Consider the following 21632-nt stretch of genomic DNA (forward strand, 5'->3'; position numbering starts at 1 on the left):
GTCGTACGCGGACGACCAGCGCGGAGGGAGCCACGTATGGAACGCCACGTCGTGCACGATCGCGAGGCACACGAGCCGGGTGCCGCCGGCCCCGATTCAGCCGGCTCCAGCGCTGCCGGGGGATGCAGGGCGGGTGCGCACGCCGCGTCGGGACCGCTGTACCCGCTGACCGACGCCCAGCGTGGCCTCTGGGAGGCGCAGCTGCTGGCGCCGGACGTGCCGGTCACGATCGCCCAGTATCTCGACCTGCCGGGCGCGGTGGACCCGCAGGCGGTGGCCGACGCGGTACGGATGACCGGTGATGAGGTGGACGCGGCGCGGACCCGCATCGTCCTGCGGGACGGCGAACCGTTCCAGATGGTGGACCGGGAAGTTCGGTTGGACGTCGAGCAGCACGACTTCCGGGGCGAGGCCGCACCTCGTGCGGCCGCGATGGCGTGGATGCAGGCCCGTGCCGCCGAATGCGTGGACGCACTCCGGGACCGGCTGGTCTGCAACGCGCTGCTGCGTGTGGGCGACGAACACTACATCTGGTTCTGCCGCGGTCACCACATCGTCTTCGACGGATTCTCGGCGATGAAGGTGGCTGAACGGGTGGCGGAGCGGTACGGCGCGCTCGTCGCGGGCGAGGACGCGGCTCCGCTCGCGACGGCCGGTGCGGCAGTGGTGCAACAGCAGACAGCTGATTACCGGCGGTCGGAGCAGTGGGCCGCCGACCGCGAACACTGGGCGGGCAAGCTGGACCCGCTGCCGTCGGTGCACACGCTCGCAGCGGGGAGGACGGCACCCGCCGATCCCTCCAGCCTGCGGGCCGGGGCGGCATTGCCGCACGAAACGTTCGCGGCGATCGTGCGGATGTGCGCCGACCGCGGGATCCGCCCGGAATCGGTGATCGCCGGGACGATGGCGTACTACCTCGCCTCCATCACAAGCGAACCGGAGGTGGTACTCAGCCTGCCCGTGGCGGCGCGGCCTACGCGGGCGTTGCGCCGACCCGGCGGCGTGCTGTCGAACATCGTCCCGCTGCACGCGCGTTTCCGCGCACAGACGACCGTCGGGGATCTCGTCGACGGGATGAACGTCGAACTCCGGACTGCGGTGCAGCACCAGTGCTACCGGTACGAGGACATGATGCGGGACGCCGGGGCGTCCACCGGGCGACGGGGATTCCTCGGCCCGCTGATCAACATCATGATGTTCCACGACGGCATCGATTTCGGTCCGGTCAAGGGGACTATGCACATTCTGTCGACCGGTCCGGTGGAAGACCTGTCGGTCAACGTGTACCCGGCGCAAGGCGGCAGCCGGACCGTCGTCGACTTCGAGGCCAACCCGAACTTGTACGACGCGCAGGAACTGCGGGACCACCACGACAGGTACATTTCGCTGCTGCACGCGGTCGCCACAGCCGATGCGTCGACGCTGCTCACCCGCTTGCCGATAGCGGGGGAGGCGGAGCGGCGGCGGGTGCTCCGGACCTGGAACGACACGGACGTCGAACTCGAGGCGACGACGCTTCCCGCGATGTTCCGGGCGGCCGTGGCGCGGTGTCCGGACTGGGTCGCCCTCGCCTCCGACGAGGCGGGTGCGGACTCGCTGACCTATCGGGAGCTCGACGCTCGCGCCGAGCGGCTGGCGCGGGTGCTGAGCGCGAGAGGCGTCGGGCCGGGATCGACCGTGGCGATCGCCGCACCACGATCGGTGGCCGCGATCGTGGCTGTGTACGCGGTGGTCAAGGCCGGTGCCGCGTACCTGCCGCTCGATCCGGACCATCCGGCCGAACGCACGGCGCACGTCCTGCGCGCGGCACGTCCGGCCTGCGTTCTGGCTGCAGCCGACCTGGCGGACGACGTGGCGGAGTCGGTGCCGATGACGCCCGCGAACCCTGAATCCGGCGGACCGGCCGGACCGGCTCCGATAATGCGGATCGACGGCGCGGGCGCACTGCTCGGGACGGGCACGGCCGGCGGCGGCGCGGAACTGCGCGATCCCCGCCCCGACGATGCCGCGTACGTCATCTTCACCTCCGGCTCGACGGGGCGGCCCAAGGGCGTCATCGTCACCCACCGGGCGATCACGAACCGGCTGCGGTGGATGCAGCACCGGTACGTGCTCGGCTCCGAGGACACCGTCGTGCAGAAGACACCGATGACCTTCGATGTTTCCGTGTGGGAGCTGTTCTGGCCGTTGCAGGCGGGCGCCACGATGCTCCTGCCGCTCGACGGCGGGCACCGGGACCCGGACTACCTGGCACAGCTGATCAGCCGTGCGGGCGTGACCGTCGCGCACTTCGTGCCGTCGATGCTGGCCGCATTCGTCGCCGAGCCGCATGCGGCCGCGTGCACCTCGTTGCGGATGGTCTTCTGCAGCGGCGAGGCGCTGCCGTCCACAACGGCGCGGGACTTCGACGCGGTGCTGGGGGCTCCGCTGCACAACCTCTACGGCCCGACGGAGGCGGCGGTCGACGTCACCGCCACCGAGTGCCTGCCGGGAGACCTGTCCGGCGAGGCGATCCCGATCGGGTCGCCGGTTTGGAACACGCGCACCTACGTGCTCGACGCCGCCCTGCGGCCGGCCGCCGTCGGCGCAGTCGGTGAACTGTACCTGGCGGGCACGCAGCTCGCGCGCGGCTATGCCGGCCGCCCGGCGCTCACGGCCGGCACGTTCGTCGCGGACCCGTTCGGCGGCGGCGGGCGGCTCTACCGCACGGGCGACCTGGCCCGATGGCGGTCCGACGGGCGCCTGGACTTTCTCGGGCGCACCGATTCGCAGGTCAAGGTCCGCGGTCAGCGCGTGGAGCTCGGCGAGATCGAAGCCGTGCTGACCGGCGAGCCCGGCGTCGGCCAGGCGGTAGCGACAGTGCTCGGTGAGGGCGAGCACGCGACGATCGTCGCGCATGTCGTCGGCGACCCCGCCGCGACCAGGGCCGGATCGTCGGGGCCCGGCCTGGACGGGCGCGACCTTCGCAGGCGGGTCCGCGCGCGGCTGCCCGAGTACATGGTCCCCGCGGCGATCGTGGTCCTCGACGCGATGCCGGTGACTGCCAACGGAAAACTCGACCGTGCGGCGCTGCCGCGACCGGATTTCGATGCGCGCGCCGACGAAAGGGAGCCGCAGACACCGGCGGAACGGGCCGTGGCCGCGGCCTTCGCCGAGATCCTCGAGGTGCGGAAGGTGGGTGCGGACGCCGACTTCTTCGACACCGGCGGCAACTCGCTGCTGGCGACGCAACTCGTGGCCCTGCTGCGTGCGTGGACCGGCCTCGAGTTGACGATCGCCGACGTGTTCGACGCGCCGACGGTCGCAGCCTTCGCCGCGTCGCTTCCCGACGACGTCGTCTTCTCCATCGAACACCCGCACACCGGCGGCGCGGCACTTCCGCCGCGCCCCGCCGTGGTCCCGCTCTCGCCGGATCAGCGGCGGCTGTGGTTCCTCAACTCGCTCGATCCCGGGACGGGCAACTACAACATCCCGGTAGCGCTGGACCTCGCCGGCGAACCCGACCGAGCGGCATTGGGCGCGGCGCTCGCCGACGTCACGGCGCGGCACGAGATCCTCCGCACCGTCTATCCGTCAGGGGAGGCCGGGCCGCGCCAGCGGGTGCTCCCGGTGCGGGCGGCGCGGATACCGGAGGAAAAGGTGGCGGAGGACGCGGCGGCCGCGCGTCTGCGCGCGTTCGCCGCGGAGGGATTCGACCTCACACGTGACCGTCCGCTGCGCGCCGCCCTGTTCCTCGTCGGCGATCCGCAGGACGGGGCAGCCGTGCGTTACGTGCTCGCCGTGTCGATCCACCACATCGCTGCGGACGGGTGGTCGCTCACCCCTCTCGCACACGATCTGGCGGCGGCGTACGACGCCCGCAGCCGTGGTGCGGCGCCCGGGTGGCAGGAGCTGCCGCTGCAGTTCGCGGATCACACGATGCGCCGACTGGGGAGGCTCGGCGACCCGCACGACCCGCACGGCCGTCTGTGCCGACAGCGCGCGTACTGGGCGGGGGCGCTCGACGGGCTCGCCGATCAGGATGTGCTGCCGTCCGCGCCGTCGTCCGTCGGCCGACGCACGGGGACGGGCGGTCTCGTCGATTTCCGGATCGGCGCGGAAGCGGCCGACGGGCTGCAGGAACTCGCACGTCGCCACGGGACGACACGGTTCATGGTCCTGCACGCGGCGCTGGCCGCCCTCGTCCACCGGCTCAGCGGCGCCGTCGACGTCGGCATCGGCACGCCGGTGGCCGGCCGCACCGACCGTGACCTGGCCGGGCTCGTCGGCATGTTCGTCAACACGCTCGTTCTGCGTACGCCGATCGATCCGGCGCGCGGCTTCGATGCGCTGCTGCATGCGGCCCGGCAGGCGTCCCTCGACGCACAGGCACACGCGGACCTGCCGTATGAGGAGATCGTCGACCAGGTGCGCGCCGCCCGCCCGGAGGACGAGCGGGATCGCGAGCCGACCCTGTTCCAGGCGGTGCTCTCGCTGCAGGACAGGCCGGCGACTCGGCTGGTGACGGGAGGACTTGCGGCGACGGCCACTCCGATCCGGACGGGTACGGTCAAGTTCGACCTCGAGGTCGTCATCGAGGACCCGGGTGCTGCCGAAGCGCAGGGGGTGGACGATTCCGGCGCGGACGGTGCCGGCGGCATCCGCGGCTCCTTCGCCTACGACGACGGCCTGTTCGACGAGGAGACCGTCGCAGCGATGGCCGACCGGTTCGTCCGGATCCTCGAGGCTGCGGTGCGTGCGCCCGAACTTCCGCTGGACCGGATCGAGATCCTCTCGCGGGATGAGCGCAGTCGCACCGTCCCGATGCGCGCCCCGGAGCCGCCGCAGTTCCCGAAGGCCTCGGAAGTCTCCTTCCCGCCGACACTGGGCAGGATGCTCACGCGGGCGGCGTCGGCGAACCCCGGTGGTCAGGCCGTCGTCTCGGACGGGCGCAGGTGGACGTACCGGACCCTGGACGAGCGGTCGAACGCGCTGGCGCGGACGCTGATCGCGCGCGGAATCGGCCCGGACTGTTTCGTCGCGGTCGCGATCCGGCGATCTGTGGACGCGCTGGTCGGGATCTGGGCGGTCGCCAAGTGCGGCGCCGCCTTTCTGCCGGTCGATCCGGACTATCCGCGTCAGCGCATCGAGTACATGCTCGCCGACTCCGGCGTGCGGTGCGGACTGTGCACCGACGACGACTTCGACAACGTGAGCGAGGTGCGAAGCGAGGCCGAACCGACGAGGGACGACGAGCCGCCGGGTGAGGACGGGACCGGTCGTCTTGCGCAGGATATCGATTGGGTCGTCGTCGATTCGGTCGCCGTGCGCGACGAGTGCGCCCGCGTGTCCGCCGCACCTGTCCGGGACGACGAGCTCGTCCGCCCGGCCGACCCCGGACAGCCCGCGTACTTGATCTATACATCGGGTTCGACGGGCCGACCGAAAGGCGTCGTGGTCACGCACCGCGGGCTGCACGATCTCGCCGACACCGAGCGGCGACGGTTCGCCGTGGACGGCGACGCTCGCGTCCTCCACTTCGCCTCGCCCAGCTTCGACGCGTCGGTGCTGGAGATTCTGATGGCGGTCGGCTCGTCGGCGACGCTGGTGATCGCGCCCGGCTCCGTGGTCGGCGGGCGCGAACTCGCCGACCTGCTGGAGCGCGAGCAGGTGACGCACGCCTTCATCACTCCGGCGGCGTTGACGTCGCTGCCGCAGGGCCGGCTCCCCTCACTGAAGACGCTCGTCGTGGGCGGCGACGTATGCCCGCCCGGCGTCGTGGCGGACTGGTCCCCGGGCCGGACGATGGTGAACGCGTACGGTCCGACCGAGGCCACGGTGGCGGTCACGGTCAGCGGGCCGTTGGCGCCGGGACGAGGAAACGTCATCGGATCAGCAGTGCAGGGGGCGGAACTGCTCGTTCTCGACGGTCGGATGCGTCCGGTCCCGCCCGGAATGACCGGTGAACTCCACATCGCCGGTCCGGCGCTGGCCCGCGGTTACCACCGCCGTCGCGCGCTCACCGCGGAGCGGTTCGTGGCGAATCCGTTCGGGCCCCCCGGGGCGCGGATGTACCGCACCGGGGACCTCGTCCGCGCCGACCGGGACGGGCGGCTGTCTTTCGTGGGCCGCGCCGACTCCCAGGTGAAGGTACGCGGATTCCGCATCGAACCGGGCGAGGTCGACGCCGAGCTCGTGACTCTCCCCGGGATCCGTGAAGCACGCACGCGGGTGCTCGGGCGCGGTGCCTCGGCGCGACTGGTCTCCTACGTTCTGACCGACGCGGCACAGGCGGACGGCGCATCCGTGCCCGCCGAGGCGGAGATCCTCGCCGCGCTGAGCGGCAGGTTGCCCGGCCACATGGTGCCGGCATCGATTGTCGCGCTCCCCGAGTTCCCGCGGACGGCGTCCGGCAAGCTCGACACAGCGGCGCTGCCGCGGCCCGAGATCACGGCCGCGGGGGGCAGGACGGCGGAGTCGACGGCGGAGCGGCTCGTCGCAGAGGCCTTCGCGCGCGTCCTCGACGGCACGACGCACGGAACCGAGGAGGCAGGGACCCCAGCGTCCGAGGAAGAGCCGGAGAACGGCTCGGCGGGGCTGGAGGTGGACCGCAGCTTCTTCGCGCTCGGCGGGAACTCGCTGCTGGCCGTGCAGGTGGCCGAGCGGCTCTCCGCGGTGACGGGAACCGCGCTGTCCGTGCGGGAGGTCTTCGACCACTCGACGATCGCGGCACTCGCCGCCGTCGTCGAGGGCCGCGGCGCCGTTCCCGACGGCGGCCTGGGCGAACCCGGCGCGGACCGGGTCGCCGGGCTGCACGAGCGCGTGCCGTTGTCCTCCGCCCAGCAGCAGATCTGGCTCGACTACCGCAAGGAACCGGCGTCGGACAAATACAACATCGCCGTCGCCGTGGAACTGCGTGCTGTGTCGGGGGCTGATCTCCCCGTCGGACTTGGGGGACCGGATATCGCCGCGTTGCAGGCCGCGGTCGCGGACCTGCTCGGGCGGCACGAGGTGTTGCGCACGGTGATCGTCGACTCCGGACTCGGGCCCGCGCAACTCGTGCGGCCGGTCGAGGAGGTCGGGGACGTGCTCCCGGTCGAATCCGTCACTGCCGAGGACTGGTCCGCACGCGCCGCAAAGGTGGCGGGACGACCGTTCGCCCTCGAGCGCGAGATCCCGTTCCGGGCACGCCTGCTCGACGTGGACGACGGGAGCTGCGTGCTCCTGCTGGTCCTCCACCACATCGCCGCGGACGGCGGATCGATGGGCCCGTTGGCACGCGACCTCGCGGAGGCCTATTCGTCCCGTGGCGAGGGCCGGCCGCCGCGGTGGCGGCCTCTGTCGATGCAATACCGCGACTACACGCTCCGGGAGCAGGCGCGGCTCGGCGACGTGGCGGACCCCCGCAGCCGCGGCGCCGCGCAGCTGCGGTACTGGCAGGAGACGCTCGCCGGCCTGCCCGCCGAGTCCTTGCCCGCGCTGGACCGGCCGCGGCCCGCCGGATCGGCGCGCCAGGATGCGCGCGGCATCGAAGTCGGCGAGTCCGGATTCGCAATCCCGGCCGCCGTCCGCGTGCGGCTCGTGGAGCTCGCGCAGAAGGCCGGGGCCACAGAGTTCATGGCCGTCCACGGTGTGCTGGCACTTCTGCTCGCCCGCATGAGCGGCTCCGACGACGTGGCCATCGGAACCCCGGTCTCCGGACGCGGGACGGAGGGGCGCGAAGGGCTCGTCGGCATGTTCGCCAACACGGTGGCTCTGCGGACGGTCATCGATCCGGGGGCCGGCTTTACCGAGCTGCTTCGTGCCTCGCGCTCCGCCACCCTCGAGGCGCTCGCGCACGCCGATGTTCCGTTCGAACGCGTTGTCGCTTCCTGCGACCCGCCTCGGCTCGCCGGTCGGCACCCGCTGTTCCAGGTTGCCTTGACGCTCGAGGACGGGGAGGCGCCGGCGGTGCGGTTGCCGGGGCTCGCGGCGACGACGTCGCGCATCGGCAACGCCGCCGGCAAGTTCGACCTCGAGATCCGGCTACGGCCGGACGGCGGCGGCGACCTGGTCGGGACGATCGCTTTCGACCGCGCGCTGTTCGATGAGTCGACGGCGGGGGAGTTCGGCGCGCGGCTGGCCCGCGTCGCGGCAGCGGTGGCGGATGCGCCCGGCACCGCAGTCGGCGACGTGCCGATCCTTTCCGCGGCGGAGCGTGCGGCTGCGACCGTCTCGCCGCCGGCATCGGAGCACCGAACGCTCGCCGAGATCCTGGACGATGCGGTGCGGCGTGAACCGGACCGGGCCGCGATCCGGGACGGGGCACGGTCGCTGACCTATCGACAGCTCGACGCACGCGTGAACCGGGTGGCCAGGTCGCTGCTTGCGCACGGGGCGGGCGCCGGATCGCCGGTGGCGATCGCGATTCCGCGCTCCGTCGAATCGGTGATCGCGGTTTGGGCGGCGGCGCGCACCGGCGCGGCGTTCGTGCCTGTCGACACCGCGTACCCGCCTGAGCGGATCGCGCACATGATCGAGGATTCCGGTGCCCGGATCGGCCTGTGCGGGTCGGCGGCGGCCGCGCCCGGTACGACCGGAATGCGGTGGCTCGCCATCGATGACGCTGAGGCGGCGCAGCCCGGCGAGGCGGACCCCGACCGTCCGATCGAGGATGCCGACCGGCCCGAGCCTGTGCGGCCGGGACAGGTGTCCTACATGATCTACACCTCGGGCACCACCGGCCGGCCCAAGGGCGTCATGGTGACGCACGCCGGCCTCGCCGGGCTCGTCCGCGCCCAGAACGAGCGGTACGGGACCACCGCGCACTCGCGCATTCTGCACTTCGCCTCGCCGAGTTTCGACGCCTCGATGCTCGAGATCCTGCTCGCCACGGGGGCGGCCGCCACGCTCGTGGTGGCACCCCCCGACGTCTACGGCGGCGCGGAACTGGCGTCGCTGCTCGCCGCAGAACGGATCACGCACGCGTTCATCACTCCCGCCGCACTGATGTCGGTCGACCCGGACGGCATCGACGCGCTGCAGGTGGTCGCGGTCGGAGGGGACGTGTGCCCGCCTGCGCTCGTCGAGCGGTGGACGGCCGGCGGCCGGACCGTTCTCGACGCCTACGGGCCCACCGAGACGACGATCGTCGCCACCATGAGCGGCCCGCTGGTCCCCGACGCGGACGTCACCATCGGGCATCCGATCGACGGTGCGGCGGCGTACGTGCTCGATTCCCGGTTGCATCCGGTTCCGGACGGCGTGATCGGGGAGCTGTACCTTTCGGGCGCAGGTCTGGCGCGCGGTTATCACGGCCGGGCGGGTCTCACCGCATCACGTTTTGTCGCGCATCCGTGGGGCGCGCACGGCGAACGGCTCTACCGGACCGGGGATCTGGTGCGCCGCGGGCGCGGCGACGGTGCGCTGCGCTATCTGGGCCGCGCCGACGGCCAGATCAAGGTGCGCGGGCACCGGATCGAGACCGCCGAGGTCAACGGAGCGCTCACCGCGCACCGCGGGGTGCGCTACGCGGTGAGCGTGGTGCGAGACGAGAGACTGTTGTCCTACGTCGTGACGGAGCCCGGCACCGACCTTCGCGAGGTACGGGACCGGGCGCGCGCGGCGCTACCGCGCCAGATGATGCCGGCAGCGATCACCCGCGTCGGCGCGTTGCCCCGGACGGTCAACGGCAAACTCGATGTCGCCGGACTGCCTGAACCCGACTTCGACGCGGCGGTCGACGAGTACGTGCCTCCGCGCACCGAACGGGAACAGCAGGTCCAGGACGCAGTGGGCGCCGTGCTGGACGCCCGCCGCGTCGGCGTGCTGGACGACCTGTTCGACCTCGGACTCGACTCGCTGCTCGCCACTCGGGCGGCCCGTGATCTCGCCGAGGCGTGCGCGGTCGACATCCCGGTGCGGGCACTGTTCGACAACCCGACGGTTGCACGGTTGGCGGAGTGGGTCGACCTGGCGGAGCGCCACGGCCGTGCCGGGACGTCTGCGCGGATGGAGCAGCGCGGACCGTTCGGGCGGGAACTGCCGGGTCCTGCCGGACGGGACCGCCCCGGGATCGTGCCTCTCGCTCCGGCGCAGCACAGTCTCTGGGTGCTCGAGCGTGTCGCGGAACGCTCGGCCTCATACAACATCCCGCTCGCGGTGCGTTTGCGCGGCGCGCTCGACGTCTCCGCGCTCCGCGGCGCCGTCCACGATCTGATCGAGCGGCATGAACCGTTGCGGACCGTGCTGCCCGATGCGGACGACGGACCGCACCAGGTGATCCTGGACGCGCCCGACGAGACACGGGTGCTCGCATCGCACTGCGTGGCGGACGGGGACGTGGATGAGGCACTCCGGCAGCATGCGGTCCGGCCCTTCGACCTCACCGGGGAAGCGCCGTTCCGCGCCGTACTGCTGCACTCCTGCGGGGGCGGGCACACGAACGGGCACACGAACGGCGACGGGGCGGGACGGGCGGTTCTGCTCCTGGTCGTGCATCACGTCGCTGCGGACGGCGCGTCCCTCGTACCGATGATGCGGGACTTCGCCGAGTTCTACAGTGCACGTGCGGCCGGTCGTCGTCCCCGTCTTCCCGCACTGCCGATGCGCTACGCCGACCATGCCGTGAATCTGCGTGCGTTGCTCGGCGGTGCGGCGGACCCGTCCGCCGAAGCCCGCAGGCAGCTCGACTATTGGGTAGCGGAGCTGGCGGGCGCGCCGGAGGAATCAGGCGTACCGGCCGATCGTCCGCGGCCCCCCGCGCCGTCAGGACGCGGCGGTGAGGTGCCGATCCCGTTGGGCGGCGACACGATGGCGGCGCTCCGCAGATTTGCGCGGGGCAGGCGCGCGAGCACATTCATGGTGCTGCACACCGCTCTCGCCGTGCTGATCGCACGGGTCGCCGACGAGCCCGATGTCATGATAGGCACGCCGGTGGCGGGTCGGGACGGGCCGGGTCTGGCGGATCTGGTCGGTATGTTCGCGGGCACGGTCGCGCTGCGCACCGTGATCGACAGCGGCGAGACGTTCGTCGAAGCTCTTCTGCGCGTGCGTGACCGGGATCTGGACGCTTTCGAACATGCCGACATCCCGTTCGAGCAGGTCGTCGCGGCCGTGAATCCGGCACGTCACCCCGCGCGGCATCCCCTGTTCCAGGTGGCGCTGTCGGTGGTCGGTGCACAGTCATCCGCTGCGGGCCTCCCGGCCGCGGGACTGCCGGGGCTCGACGTCGCGGTGGACGAAGTGGCGACGGCGACGACGAAGTTCGATCTGCAGGTGACGGTGCGCGAACAGTCCGACGGCACGGCCGACGCGACGCTCGAGTATGCGACCGACCTCTTCGACGGCAACCGGGCACACGCGTACGCCCGGATGTTCGCGTCGATCATCGAGCAGGCGCTGGACGCAGACGGCGACGTGGTCGTGGGCGACATCGTGCTGGTGACCGGGCCCGAACGCGCCGCGACCGTGCCCCTGCGCAGCGCGTGCGATCCGGCCTCCGATCGGGATTCCGCGGCGCGGCTGCTGCCGGACCTTCTGACGGCGGCCGTCGCGCGCAGGGGCGAGGCGACGGCATTGGTGCAGGACGCGCACACGGTCACCTACGCCGAGCTCGACGCGCGGTCGAGCAGGCTGGCCCGCGTTCTCATCTCCCGCGGCGCGAGGCCCGAGATCCCGGTGGCGGTCGCGGTGCGGCGCTCGATCGAGTCCGTGCTGTGCCTGTGGGCGGTGGCCAAGACGGGCGCGACGTTCATGGCGATCGACGGCGACTATCCACCGGCGCGGGTCGAGCGGATGCTTGCGGACTCGGGTGCCCGGCTCGGGGTGTCCGACGACAGGGTACCGGGCGGCTGCGCCGGATCGGTGCGGTGGATGAGGCTCGACGACCCGGCCTTCCTGCGCGAATGCGCGGTGGCGTCACCGGACCCGGTCCGCGACGCCGACCGCGCGGAGCCGCTGCAGGCGCGGCACCCGGCCTACCTGGTGTACACCTCCGGTTCCACCGGTACGCCCAAGGGCGTCACCGTCACGCACGCGGGCCTGGCGAACTTCTCCGATGAGGTGCGCGAGCGGTACTGCATCGGGCCGGACAGCCGCACCCTGCACTTCGCGTCGACGAGCTTCGACGCCGCGATTCTTGAAGCACTCCTGGCGTTCCCGTCGGGTGCGGTCATGGTGATCGCGCCGGCCGATGTCTACGGCGGCGATGAACTGACCGGGCTCCTGGCGCGGCAGCGGGTCTCGCACGCTTTCATCACCCCCGCGGCGTTGGACACCGTCGACCCGGAACGGGTGCCCGGGCTCGGCACCGTGCTCGTCGGCGGCGAGGCGCTGCGGCCGGACCTGGCCGAGTGTTGGGCCGCGGGCCGGGTGCTGTCGAACGTCTACGGACCGACTGAGACGACCATCGTCACCACGATGAGCCCGCCGGTCGGGGACGGGCCGATCACCATCGGCGGACCCATCCGAGGTGTTGAAGCGATGGTGCTGGACCGACGTCTGCACCCGGTTCCCACAGGCGTGGTCGGAGAGCTGTACTTTGCCGGCCCCGGACTGGCCCGCGGATACCACCGCCGGCCGGCGTTGACGGCCGGAAGCTTCGTGGCGAACCCGTTCGGCCGGCCCGGCTCGCGGATGTACTGCACCGGCGACCTGGCGCGGCTGCGAGTGGACCGGACGATCGAGTACCGAGGCCGCATCGATCACCAGGTCAAGATCCGTGGTTTCCGCATCGAGCCCACGGAGGTGGACGCGGTGCTCGCCCGGCATCCGGATGTCGGAGCCGCCGTCACCGTTCCCGTATCCGGACCCGGTGGAGACACGGTGCTCGTCTCCTACGTGCAGCCCGCGTCGGGGGCCGGGCCGGGCGAGACCGGCGGGCCCGGCCGCGTGGACGGCGTGGGGCTCGACTGCCGCCTGCTGCGCGACTACGCGGCGGCGGTGCTGCCGCGCCACATGGTGCCCGCGGCCGTGCAGGCGCTCGAGCGGATTCCGCTCACGCCCGTCGGAAAGCTGGACCGGGCGGCGTTGCCCGCGGCTCGACTGCAGGACGCCGGACGCGGGCGCGGTCCCGGGACACGGTTGGAGCAGGCGATCTGCGCGGTCTTCGCAGACGTGCTCCGCTACGGGAAGATCGGCGCGGAAGACGGGTTCTTCGAGCTCGGCGGGACGTCGCTGCTGGCGACGCGCGCCGTGGCCGAGCTCCGGGTTTCCGGTCTGCCGGAGCTGCGGCGGATCTCGCCGCAGTGGTTGTTCACCGACCCGACTCCTGCCGACCTCGCGCGGCGGTGTTCGGCGGCGCACGGTCGGGATGTTCCGGAAGGCGGGCCGGACGCAGCGGGCGACGCCCACGGTGCGGACCGGAAGGTCGCGGCCGCCGATGCGCTGGCGGTGCTGCTGCCGATCCGGGCGGGCGGAACGCAGGCGCCGCTGTTCTGCGTGCACCCGGCCATGGGGCTGTCGTGGGGGTACAACGGTCTACTCGAACATCTGGGTCGCGACCGTCCGGTGTACGGATTGCAGACGCCGAATCTCCGCGGCACCGAGGAACTGCCCGGTTCGATTCCCCGGCTCGCGGAGCGCTATGTCACGGAGATGCGGCGCGTGGCCCCGCACGGCCCGTACCACCTGCTGGGGTGGTCGCTCGGCGGGCTGATCGCGCACGAGATGGCGACGCTGCTGGCCGCCGACGGTGAGGACGTGGCCACGCTGACCATGCTCGACAGCTTCCTTCCGGGCCGGCGCGGGCCGGAGTACCGCGCGATGCCGAGCGTCGCGGAGCTCGTTGCCGAGCTGACCGGTGCGCACACCGTGCCCGGCGCGGCGGGCGCCGGGACGATCGCAGACCCGGACATGACCATCGAGGACGCCGCGGCGCTGCTGCCCGAATCCGGCAGCGCCCTCGCCGACCTGGGTATCGAAGAGCTTCGGCGGATGTACGACGCCTACGCGCAGGGCGTCGCACTCGCGGCGGCATTCCGGCCCGATCTGTTCGACGGGGACGTCCTGTTCGTCACCGCAGGCCGCGGTGGACCCGGCGGCCCGCGGGCGTTCACGGACTGGCCGCGGCACGTCGGCGGGGCAATGAGGGAGATCACGGTCGACTGCGTCCATGCGCAGTTGACGTCCCCGGAGGCGCTGGCCGTCGTCGGTCCGGCGGTCGAGGCCTTCCTCACCCGAGGCGACAGCCTCGCCCGGAACGGCCATGCGGCGCGCGACGCCGGACGGCCCGAATACATCGCAGCACCCACGACAGGAGGACGATCATGAGCACATCCACCGGACACGACCGCGCGGCGAATCCCTTCGACGACGAAGACTCCGCCTTCTTCGTGCTGGTCAACGACGAGGGCCAGTACTCCTTGTGGCCGGCGTTCGCCCCGGTCCCCGACGGGTGGACCATCCGCCTGGGCGAGTCGTCCCGGCAGGACGCGGTGGACTTCGTCGAGCGGAACTGGACCGACATGCGTCCCGCCAGCCTCGTGCACGCGATGCGCGGATCGTCCGGCGCACCGGCGGAGGAGCACACGCGATGACGGGCCCGGCGGTCGAGATTCGAGGACTGGAGAAGCGGTTCGGCCCCGGCGCCGGTCGGCGCCGGGCAGGCGTCGTCCGGGCGCTGGACGGTGTCGACCTGGAGATCGCCAGAGGCACGATCACCGCCGTACTCGGGCCCAACGGTGCCGGCAAGACCACGGTGGTACGCATCCTGAGCACCCTTTTGCGTCCCGACAAGGGCACAGTACTGCTGGACGGCGTGGATGTCGTCTCGTCGCCGGGCCGCGTTCGCCGCAGGATCGGGCTATCCGGGCAGTACGCGGCCGTCGACGGCAACCTGACCGGCTTCGAGAACCTGCGGATGATCGGGCGCCTGTACGGACTGCCACGGCGCATCGCCGCAGCGCGGGCCCGGGAATTGCTCGGCCGATTCCATCTCGAAGACGCTGCGGACCGGCGCTCGTGTGGCTACTCGGGTGGTATGCGGCGTCGACTCGACCTCGCGGGCGCGCTCGTCGCCTTCCCTCCCGTCGTGGTCCTCGACGAGCCCACGACGGGCCTCGACCCTCGCGGCCGGCAAGAGATGTGGGAGGTCGTCGAGGGGCTTGTCTCCGACGGGACGACGGTGCTGCTGACCACTCAGTACCTGGAGGAGGCCGATCGTCTGGCAGATGCGATCACGGTGATCGACCGGGGCGCGGTGATCGCCCGCGGCACCGCGGATGAGCTCAAGGCGCGAGTCGGTGGCGACGTGGTGTCGATACGTGTGCGCGAGCCTGGCGAGGTCCTGGATGCCGTCCGTGCCCTGGGGGCAGTCTGCGACGGCGATCCGCAGGCGGACGGCTGTACCGTGTCCGCGCGCGCCCAGAACGGCAGCCGGTCCCTCGCCGCGGCGGTGTCCCGGCTCGCGGTCGACGGGGTCAGAGTGGAAGACGCTTCGCTCTCGGAAACGAGCCTGGACGAATTCTTCCTGGCCGTCACCGGGCGCGGCGTCGGTAAGGACGGCGATGCGACGGCGGGGGTCGCGGGGTGACGAAGCTGGAATCACTCGCGACGCGCACGGCGCCCCGTGACGAACCCACCCCGGCCGATACCGGGCCGGACGACGGTTCGACTGCGGGTGGCAGCACGACCGCGGACATGGACGGATCCACCGCCGGTCCGGTGCCGGGTGACGGTGGAGAAGCTGCGGATGTGGCCGCCCACCTGCGCGCGGCCGAGGGCCACCGGATACGGCGGATGTTCGACGACAGTGCGGTCATCGCCTTCCGGAACATCCTGACGATCCGGCGCGTGCCCACGCTCTTGGTCAGCGCCACGGTGCAGCCGCTGATGTTCGTCGCGTTGTTCGCGTACGTCTTCGGCGCCTCGCTCGGCGGCGGCGAGTACCGGGAGTTCCTGATGGCCGGAATCTTCACCCAGACGGTGGTGTTCAACGCGGCGTTCACCACGGTGGGGCTGTCCGGGGACCTGCAGCACGGACTGATCGACAGATTCCGGTCGTTGCCCATGTCGCGCCTGGCGGTGGTGCTCGGACGGACGGTCTCGGACTTCGCCGTCAACGCGATCAGCGTGACTGTCATGGTCGGGTGCGGGTATCTGATCGGCTGGCGGATCACCGGCGGCCTCGGCGCCGCCCTGGCGGCCTTCGGGATCCTCGCTCTATTCGCGTTCGCGATGTCCTGGGTCGGCGTGCTGACCGGACTCCTGGCGCGGAGTGTCGAGGTGGCGCAAAGCGTGGGCTTCCTGTGGATGTTCCCGCTCACCTTCATCTCGTCGGCGTTCATTTCCGCGCAGAGCCTGCCGGGCCCGCTGCGCGTGATCGCCGAGTGGAACCCGATCACCGCCGTCGCCACTTCGGGTCGTCAGCTCTTCGGCAACCCGGCGCCCCCGGACTTCCCAGTGGCCTCGGGGTGGCCGGCGGACAACGCGTCGATGTACGCGCTGCTCTGTGCGGCAACGATCATCGTCGTTTTCGGTACGCTTTCGTTGCTGTCCTATCGCCGGGTCGCTCGCGCCTGACGCGGGTTCCGCGACCCGCGGTCGACTTCCGCCGACAGGTGCGATGTCCGGCGCGTCGCGCCCGCTTTGACCGCCTGTGCTGCGGCCGGGTATCGTAGACGGCCGTGCCCGGCTTGCCGGGTCGATCTGTGTGCCTGCCCGACGGTATGGCCAAGTGTGCGTTCCCGCGCTGCGCGCGCGGGCGAGCAGCTGGCTGCGCTGTGAGGGGATGCGACACGCCCGACCGTGGGGTTCGGGTGAGGGGCAGTAGCTACCTTGTCCCAACTGCGAAAACCCTAATTTCACATCAGCAATGTTCGTCTCGACCGGCCGACTGAGTCAGCCGCGCCGGTCGAGCCACAGAGAAAGACGGTTATGCCAACCATTCAGCAGCTGGTCCGCAAGGGCCGCCACGACAAAGCGGTGGGGGGTAAGACCACTGCGCTCAAGGGGAGCCCCCAGCGCCGTGGCGTCTGCACCCGCGTCTACACGACCACGCCGAAGAAGCCGAACTCCGCTCTTCGCAAGGTCGCGCGTGTGCGCCTGACCACCGCAGTCGAGGTCACCGCCTACATCCCGGGCGAGGGCCACAACCTCCAGGAGCACTCGATGGTCCTGGTCCGCGGCGGTCGCGTGAAGGACCTGCCGGGCGTGCGCTACAAGATCATCCGCGGTTCCCTCGACACCCAGGGTGTCAAGGGCCGCAAGCAGGCACGCAGCCGCTACGGCGCCAAGAAGGAGAAGAGCTAATGCCTCGTAAGGGTCCCGCCCCGAAGCGTCAGCTGGTCAACGACCCGGTCTACGGATCGCCTCTCGTGTCGCAGCTGGTGAACAAGATCCTCAAGGACGGCAAGAAGTCCACCGCGGAGCGCATCGTCTACCAGGCCCTCGAGCAGACGCGCGAGAAGACCGGCACCGATCCGGTCGTCACCCTCAAGCGCGCGCTCGACAACGTCAAGCCGGCCCTCGAGGTGCGCAGCCGCCGTGTCGGTGGCGCCACCTACCAGGTGCCGGTCGAGGTGCGTCCGGGCCGTTCGACCACGCTGGCGATGCGCTGGCTGGTGACCTTCGCGCGTCAGCGGCGCGAAAAGACCATGGTCGAGCGTCTGGCCAACGAGATCCTCGACGCCAGCAACGGCCTGGGCGCGGCGGTCAAGCGGCGCGAGGACACGCACAAGATGGCCGAGGCCAACAAGGCGTTCGCGCACTACCGCTGGTGATCCGACTCCGGCGGGGGCGGGCTGCGGCCTGCCTCTGCCGGGAGGGTCACGGTGCCGGTCGGTCACACGCCGGCGCAAGAGAATCCCGGGCCCCAGCAGGGTCCACCGAATCACCGAGTCACGAGCGGGGAAGAATCCTGTGGCACAGGACGTGCTAACCGACCTCAAGAAGGTCCGCAACATCGGCATCATGGCGCACATCGATGCCGGCAAGACCACGACCACCGAGCGCATCCTCTACTACACCGGCATCAACTACAAGGTCGGCGAGACGCACGACGGTGGCGCCACGATGGACTGGATGGAACAGGAGCAGGAGCGGGGGATCACGATCACCTCCGCCGCCACCACCTGTTTCTGGAAAGACACCCAGATCAACATCATCGACACGCCGGGCCACGTCGACTTCACCGTCGAGGTGGAGCGTTCGCTGCGCGTGCTCGACGGTGCTGTCGCGGTGTTCGACGGCAAAGAGGGCGTGGAGCCGCAGTCCGAGCAGGTCTGGCGTCAGGCCGAGAAGTACGACGTCCCCCGCATCTGCTTCGTCAACAAGATGGACAAGCTGGGCGCGGACTTCTTCTTCACGGTGCGCACCATCAAGGAGCGCCTCGGCGCCACGCCGCTGGTCCTGCAGGTGCCGATCGGTGCCGAGGACCACTTCGACGGCGTCGTCGACCTCGTCGAGATGAAGGCGCTCACCTGGCGCGGCACTGTGGCGCCGGGTACCGAGCCCGTCATCGAGGAGATCCCCGCGGACCTCCAGGAGACGGTCGACGAATACCGGGAGAAGCTCCTCGAGGCGGTCGCCGAGACCGACGAGGCCCTGATGGAGAAGTACTTCGGCGGCGAGGAGCTCACCACCGCGGAGATCAAGGGCGCCATCCGCAAGGTCACCATCGCCAGCGAGCAGTACCCGGTGCTGTGCGGCACGGCGTTCAAGAACAAGGGCATCGAGCCGATGCTCGACGCCGTCATCGACTACCTGCCGACCCCGATGGACGTCGAGGCCGTGCAGGGGCACGCGGTGGACAACCCCGAAGAGGCGCTCGTCCGGCACCCGTCCAAGGACGAGCCGTTCGCGGGCCTCGCCTTCAAGGTGGCGGCGCACCCGTTCTTCGGCAAGCTGACCTACGTGCGCGTCTACTCGGGTCACATCGCCTCCGGCACCCAGGTCATCAACTCGACCAAGGGCAAGAAGGAGCGCATCGGCAAGCTTTTCCAGATGCACTCCAACAAGGAGAACGCCATCGATGAGGCCCAGGCCGGCCACATCTACGCGTTCATCGGGCTCAAGGACGTCACCACCGGTGACACGCTCTGCGACCCGGCCAACCCGATCATCCTCGAGTCGATGTCGTTCCCGGAGCCGGTCATCGAGGTGGCGATCGAGCCGAAGACCAAGTCCGACCAGGAGAAGCTCGGCACCGCGATCCAGCGGCTCGTCGACGAGGACCCCACCTTCAAGGTCCACCTCGACGACGAGACCGGCCAGACCGTCATCGGCGGGATGGGCGAGCTGCACCTCGACGTCTTCGTCGACCGCATGCGGCGCGAGTTCAAGGTCGAGGCGAACATCGGCAAGCCACAGGTGGCCTACCGCGAGACGATCCGCAAGACGGTGGAGAAGTACGACTACACCCACAAGAAGCAGACCGGCGGCTCGGGCCAGTTCGCGAAGGTCATCATCAAGCTGGAGCCCTGGGAGGGCGAGGAAGGCGAGACCTACGAGTTCGAGAGCAAGGTGACCGGCGGCCGCGTGCCGCGCGAGTACATCCCTTCGGTCGACGCCGGCATCCAGGACGCCATGCAGTACGGTGTCCTGGCCGGGTACCCCATGGTCAACGTCAAGGCCACGCTGCTCGACGGCGCCTACCACGAGGTGGACTCCTCGGAGATGGCGTTCAAGGTGGCCGGGTCGATGGCCTTCAAGGAGGCCGCGCCGAAGGCGAAGCCGGTGATCCTCGAGCCGCTGATGGCCGTCGAGGTGATCACGCCCGAGGACTACATGGGCGAGGTGATCGGTGACCTGAACTCCCGCCGTGGCCAGATCCAGGCCATGGAGGAACGCAGCGGTGCCAGGGTCGTCAAGGCCACGGTCCCGTTGTCGGAGATGTTCGGCTACGTCGGAGACCTTCGGTCGAAGACACAGGGCCGAGCGAACTACACCATGGTGTTCGACTCCTACGCCGAAGTTCCTGCGAACGTGGCCAAGGAGATCGTCGCGAAGGCCCACGGAGAGTAATCTCCGTCTCATCGCGCGCCGGACACCAGGGCGACGGTGGGATACTGCACTGTTGACACGCCGTGTTCGATCCATGAAGCGATCGGCACACAGTGTTCGCGGTGGTTCCCGCCGGTCGGGCCCTGTGCACGACCAGAAGTACTGACCAGAACATCAACTGCACTGCTGCCAGGCAGCACGCAACGATAAGTCCAGGAGGACAACCAGTGGCGAAGGCGAAGTTCGAGCGGACGAAGCCGCACGTCAACATCGGGACCATCGGTCACGTTGACCACGGCAAGACCACCACCACCGCTGCCATCACCAAGGTGCTCGCGGATGCGTTCCCCGACCTCAACGAGCCGTCGGCGTTCGACACGATCGACAAGGCGCCCGAGGAGAAGGCTCGTGGCATCACGATCAACATCTCCCACGTCGAGTACCAGACCGACAAGCGCCACTACGCGCACGTCGACGCCCCGGGTCACGCCGACTACATCAAGAACATGATCACCGGCGCCGCCCAGATGGACGGTGCGATCCTGGTCGTGGCCGCCACCGACGGCCCGATGCCGCAGACGCGTGAGCACGTGCTGCTCGCCCGTCAGGTCGGCGTGCCCTACATCCTGGTCGCCCTGAACAAGGCCGACATGGTCGACGACGAGGAGATCCTCGAGCTCGTCGAGATGGAGGTCCGCGAGCTGCTGGCCAGCCAGGACTTCGACGAGGACGCGCCGATCATCCCGATCTCCGCGCTCAAGGCTCTCGAGGGCGACGAGAAGTGGACCCAGTCCGTCCTCGACCTCATGAAGGCCGTCGACGAGTCGATCCCGGACCCGGTGCGCGACACCGACCACCCGTTCCTGATGCCCGTCGAGGACGTCTTCACGATCACGGGTCGCGGCACGGTCGTCACCGGCCGTATCGAGCGTGGCGTGATCAACGTGAACGAGGACGTCGAGCTCATCGGCATCAAGCCGACGGCCACCAAGACGACCATCACGGGCATCGAGATGTTCCGCAAGCTGCTCGACCAGGGCCAGGCGGGCGACAACGTCGGCCTGCTGGTGCGCGGCATCAAGCGTGAGGACGTCGAGCGCGGCCAGGTCGTCATCAAGCCGGGCGCCTACACCCCGCACACCGAGTTCGAGGGCCAGGCCTACATCCTGTCCAAGGACGAGGGCGGCCGTCACACGCCGTTCTTCAACAACTACCGCCCGCAGTTCTACTTCCGCACCACTGACGTCACCGGCGTCGTGGAGCTGCCGGAGGGCACCGAGATGGTCATGCCCGGTGACAACACCGACATGTCCGTCAAGCTGATCCAGCCGGTCGCCATGGACGAGGGCCTGCGCTTCGCGATCCGCGAGGGTGGCCGCACCGTGGGTGCCGGCCGCGTCACGAAGATCATCAAGTGATCGACTGACCACAGCCGACGAGCGGCGCCGATCCTGCGGGGTCGGCGCCGCAGTCGTGCCTGGTGTCGGCTAAACGATGGATTTTCTGTCGGGGAGCGCCAGTGGGTATCGTCGGGTGGTCTGCTGGTGGTAATGCCAGTGGTTGAATGGCACCATTCCGGGTAACGGAGGTGCACCGGTGAGGCGATGTAGCAACCGGTAGCGGAATCGGCCGGGTCGGGTTCGGGTGGTCGGCGTATCGGCGACGGCCGCAATGTGAAGCGTGCGCGTGCAGCCTGTCTCGGGGCAGCTGTCCGAGCGGTGCGAAGGGAGCGG

The 21632-nt window shown here is 70.4% G+C and carries 8 protein-coding genes; all 8 read left to right on the top strand.

Annotation, left to right across the window (positions count from 1 at the left end; all coding sequences use genetic code 11):
* Positions 1-36 precede the first annotated feature (36 nt).
* Positions 37-14229 carry a non-ribosomal peptide synthetase gene (locus H4F70_RS04290; protein WP_182359149.1) on the top strand — a complete coding sequence of 4731 codons (14193 nt, stop codon included), beginning with the start codon at positions 37-39 and terminating at the stop codon, positions 14227-14229.
* Positions 14226-14495: an MbtH family protein gene (locus H4F70_RS04295; protein ID WP_182359150.1), complete on the top strand. Its 270-nt coding sequence runs from the start codon at positions 14226-14228 to the stop codon at positions 14493-14495. The genes H4F70_RS04290 and H4F70_RS04295 overlap by 4 nt, the downstream gene beginning before the upstream one ends.
* On the top strand, positions 14492-15490 hold the full coding sequence (locus H4F70_RS04300) for an ATP-binding cassette domain-containing protein (RefSeq protein WP_182359151.1): 999 nt from the start codon (positions 14492-14494) through the stop codon (positions 15488-15490). The genes H4F70_RS04295 and H4F70_RS04300 overlap by 4 nt, the downstream gene beginning before the upstream one ends.
* A gap of 107 nt (positions 15491-15597) precedes the next feature.
* Positions 15598-16479 carry an ABC transporter permease gene (locus tag H4F70_RS04305; protein ID WP_372497553.1) on the top strand — a complete coding sequence of 294 codons (882 nt, stop codon included), beginning with the start codon at positions 15598-15600 and terminating at the stop codon, positions 16477-16479.
* Between the two features lie 354 nt (positions 16480-16833).
* Positions 16834-17208, top strand: a complete 375-nt coding sequence (rpsL, locus tag H4F70_RS04310; protein ID WP_143906421.1) for a 30S ribosomal protein S12 — start codon at positions 16834-16836, stop codon at positions 17206-17208.
* On the top strand, positions 17208-17678 hold the full coding sequence (rpsG, locus tag H4F70_RS04315) for a 30S ribosomal protein S7 (protein WP_143906423.1): 471 nt from the start codon (positions 17208-17210) through the stop codon (positions 17676-17678). The genes rpsL and rpsG overlap by 1 nt, the downstream gene beginning before the upstream one ends.
* A gap of 139 nt (positions 17679-17817) precedes the next feature.
* Entirely contained in the window at positions 17818-19920 is a 2103-nt protein-coding gene (gene fusA, locus H4F70_RS04320; RefSeq protein WP_182359152.1) for an elongation factor G, read from the top strand.
* A 206-nt stretch (positions 19921-20126) separates the two neighbouring features.
* Positions 20127-21317, top strand: coding sequence for an elongation factor Tu (gene tuf / locus H4F70_RS04325; protein ID WP_182347946.1), 1191 nt, complete (start codon positions 20127-20129; stop codon positions 21315-21317).
* Positions 21318-21632: the final 315 nt, after the last annotated feature.

This window comes from Tomitella gaofuii (genome assembly GCF_014126825.1).
GTDB classification, from domain to species: domain Bacteria; phylum Actinomycetota; class Actinomycetes; order Mycobacteriales; family Mycobacteriaceae; genus Tomitella; species Tomitella gaofuii.